The organism is Bacillus sp. C30, from assembly GCF_040838255.1.
Lineage (GTDB): Bacteria > Bacillota > Bacilli > Bacillales > Bacillaceae_G > Bacillus_A > Bacillus_A mycoides.
Genome location: NZ_JBFPJH010000358.1, coordinates 1 through 3163 on the forward strand (window position 1 = coordinate 1; position 3163 = coordinate 3163).

The window sequence follows — 3163 nt, forward strand, 5'->3', positions numbered from 1 at the left end:
ACATATACATTTAGGAGGATTACAGCAATGTCTGAAAAAACATACGAACTCGCAACCTTCGCAGGCGGTTGCTTTTGGTGCATGGTAAAGCCATTTGATGAACTTCCTGGTATTCATAAAATACTTTCTGGCTATGCAGGTGGTCATGTAGAAAACCCAACATACGAACAAGTAAAGACTGGAACATCTGGACATTTAGAAGTTGTACAAATTACATTCGATCCTTCTATTTTTCCTTATCAAAAATTACTAGATTTATATTGGCCACAAATTGATCCAACTGATGATGGCGGACAATTTTTCGATCGTGGTCCATCTTACCGCACAGCAATTTTTTATCATAACGAAACGCAAAAAGAGCTTGCTGAAAAATCAAAACAAGCTCTTGCAGAAAGCGGTATGTTTAAAGGTCCTATTGTGACTGAAATTCGCTCAGCTGCACCTTTTTATGAAGCAGAGGAATACCACCAGCATTTCTATAAAAAGAATCCAGAGAAATATGCTACCGAGCAAAAAGAATCTGGTCGTGAAGCCTTTATAAAAGAAAATTGGCAAAAATAATAATAAAAATGCATCGTACCTTTTAAGTACGATGCATTTTTATCTTTGAAAAAAGTACCATACAATGATGAGAACAACCGCTGTTAATGTCCAAAGTGCTATTTCATTTTTCACTCTACTCTTTTTCTTAGTCATTTCCTCTCCTCCTAATAGCAATACAACGTATTCAAGATTTCCTCTGTTTAATTGTCCACCTTATATACGTGAATACATCCTTACAAATTCTTATAACAAAACCACCGACGATTCCGATTGCAATTGAAATTACTAACATCTGTACAAAACTAAGAGTAGTTGTGTATGTTATGTAGATAACAATGCATACAAGTAAAACATCCGGTAAAGAAAGCAAAAACTTTTTAAGCATTTCTTCAGCTCTCCTATGCTTTATTTGTAATTTATACTTTCTACTGTAGCTTTGAAATAAAGTTTGTTCAAAAATTCCATTTAGACACTCATTTTACGAAAAAAGAATAAGAACCTCTTTTAAAAAGGGATTCTTATCTACATATCCTATTCCATAATTACTCATAAAATAGAATAATATTACTGGTGATTTATTGTAAATTATCTATCAACAAATAGTTATTAAAAACTATTTACCGGGCAATCGGATACTGCGCCAACTACCTACATCGCATTGACCGTATGTATTATCACCTACTGCTACCACCGTGCCATCTAATTTCAGACCGACCGTATGCGCACAACCCGCCGCTATCGCTACAATATCACGCCAATCGCTTACATTACATTGACCATACTCATTCCAGCCGACTGCCACCACGGTACCGTCTGATTTAAGTCCGATTGTATGATTCGTACCAGCTGCTATTGCCATAATATCTTTCCAGCTGCCTACATCGCATTGACCAAGTTTATTATTACCCACTGCCATCACTTTGCCATCCGATTTCAAACCAACAGTATGAAGATAACCTGCCGCCAACTCCACCATACCACGCCATCCACTTACATTGCATTGGCCATATCGATTATTCCCCACAGTCGTCACAGTTCCGTCCAATTTAAGACCGACTGTATGCCAGTCACCCACCGCGACCGCCACAATATCTCTCCAGCCGCTTATATTGCATTCTTCTTCTTTATTTCGCCCCACCGCTATTACCGTGCCATCCGGTTTAAGGCCAATAGTACGACGCCATCCAGCCGCAACCGATACAATATTATGCCAGTCGTTTACATCGCATTGATCATGCTTATTCCACCCCACCGCTTCCACAGTATTATCACTTTTAAGAGCGATTGTATGAGCGTTCCCAGTGTTCGTCGCCATATGAACATTGCCCGCAGCGACTGCTTCCATATCACACCAGCTGCTTACATTGCATTCACCTTCTTTATTTCGCCCCACTGCTACAACCGCGCCATCCGATTTAAGTGCAACAGTATGACCACGCCCCGCTGCTATCGTATCTTTAGGCCACCGTTTCATTTTTAATATCTCTTCTTTCGGTGAAATGTAATTCATGTTTTACCTCCTTGTATATAAGCAACCATATCAAAATAAATATTTTCATCAAATTTTATTATAAATGATCTGACTTTTTATAAATCTACATCTACGAAAAAGACTACTATTACTTCTTTTAAAAAATAAAAACCTCCAGTTTAAATACTAGAGGTTTTTTCTTTATTTCTTTAATCGCTCAATAAAATCCTGTAATTTATCAAGTGATTTCATATTCTGATTACAAGCTACACCATCTTTGCAAATATAGTTTCCCTTTCTAACGAAAGTTCCTGGTACATCACCTTTAATTTCAACTAAAAACATTCCTACTTCTTCATGCCCATGACATAATGAACAAATGCTCTTTTTATTTAGACTTTGGAATGTTCCTTGCAGACCGACAAACTTATTTTTATCATTTTTCGCTATAATAAATTTCCTGCTTGATCCTTTGTCAATCCAACTTAAATAAGATAATTCTTTCATGTCCAGTTCTTCCATATCAGGAAGTTTTAATTTTTTCGCTTTAGGAAATAATTTTTTTAATGTTTGCGCTGTAACTTCCTGAAACGGAATGACATACGGATTTATTTTCAGTAAAAACGATTCTGCATCTTCTCTATTTTGAACTGTTAATACCGTATCAATTAACTCTTTCTGTTCATCCGTTAAATTCTCAAATACATGTATTATCTTTTCAATCGCAAGTGATTTTAACGCTTGAATTACACCTCTATCATTTGCCGTTGCATGCCCATTTGCTAAAATATAAGCTTGTGACTTTATAAAATTGTATTGATCACTTCTAATAAAAGCTTCCATCTTTATCACTCCATACAAATTGTTGATCTAGTCTTATTGTATACAATGATTCAGCTTTTTGATATGTAAAAGATAACTTAGAAATGAACATTACATACTCTGACTATGTTCTACCGAGGCATTTCCTGACAAAAGAAACCATCATCTGTTTTCCATTCTGCATATAATACATCTTCAAATTTAGTAATCCCTTTTTGCTTTATTTGTTTATAAAGCCATCCTTCATCAAAACCTGCTTCCCTCAAATTATCTTTCACTACTTTTCCATCACTAATTAATGAAATCGGTAAGTATACAGGTTTATGT

5 protein-coding genes are annotated in these 3163 nt (G+C 35.8%); 1 reads left to right on the forward strand and 4 read right to left on the reverse strand.

Annotated features, from left to right (window positions below; genetic code table 11):
- Nucleotides 1-27: 27 nt before the first annotated feature.
- Nucleotides 28-561, forward strand: coding sequence for a peptide-methionine (S)-S-oxide reductase MsrA (gene msrA, locus AB3X49_RS20150; protein ID WP_367964328.1), 534 nt, complete (start codon nucleotides 28-30; stop codon nucleotides 559-561).
- Nucleotides 562-727: 166 nt separating this feature from the next.
- On the opposite strand, the gene AB3X49_RS20155 is transcribed toward msrA, so the two are convergent.
- The 4 genes from AB3X49_RS20155 to AB3X49_RS20170 form a co-directional block, all read right to left on the reverse strand.
- Entirely contained in the window at nucleotides 728-928 is a 201-nt protein-coding gene (locus tag AB3X49_RS20155) for a hypothetical protein (RefSeq protein ID WP_002141267.1), read from the reverse strand.
- Between the two features lie 228 nt (nucleotides 929-1156).
- Nucleotides 1157-2053, reverse strand: coding sequence for an RCC1 domain-containing protein (locus AB3X49_RS20160; protein WP_367964330.1), 897 nt, complete (start codon nucleotides 2051-2053; stop codon nucleotides 1157-1159).
- 162 nt (nucleotides 2054-2215) lie between these two features.
- The gene (locus AB3X49_RS20165) at nucleotides 2216-2857 is read right to left on the reverse strand and encodes a FusB/FusC family EF-G-binding protein (RefSeq protein WP_002031210.1); all 642 of its coding nucleotides are present in this window, start codon (nucleotides 2855-2857) and stop codon (nucleotides 2216-2218) included.
- Nucleotides 2858-2967: 110 nt separating this feature from the next.
- A partial coding sequence (locus AB3X49_RS20170; RefSeq protein WP_367964333.1) for a YetF domain-containing protein occupies nucleotides 2968-3163 on the reverse strand: 196 nt, incomplete at its 5' end.